The following is a 248-nucleotide window of genomic DNA, read 5'->3' on the forward strand; positions in this document are numbered from 1 at the left end:
AACGACTTTCACTGGGATGAAACGGCTGGAGAGTACCGTTGCCCTGCAGGACGCCCCCTGCGAAGCGAGTGGCGGGCATTCAAGAACCAGTGCTCGCACATCACGCAGGCCAATACCGTCATCTACCGTTCCAGTCAGGCGGACTGCACAAGCTGTCCGATGAAAGTACGTTGCTGCCCCAATACACCGATTCGCAAGATTGCCCGCAGTATCCATGAGGCCGTCCGGGAGGTAGCCCGACGCCTCGC

General features: G+C 59.7%; 1 pseudogene. It reads left to right on the forward strand.

What is annotated here, in order from left to right:
- Positions 1-248 (forward strand): annotated as a pseudogene (locus ACZ2IA_RS23190) (IS5/IS1182 family transposase); the annotation flags it as partial.

It is taken from the genome of Crenobacter sp. CS_VA4 (assembly GCF_055597485.1).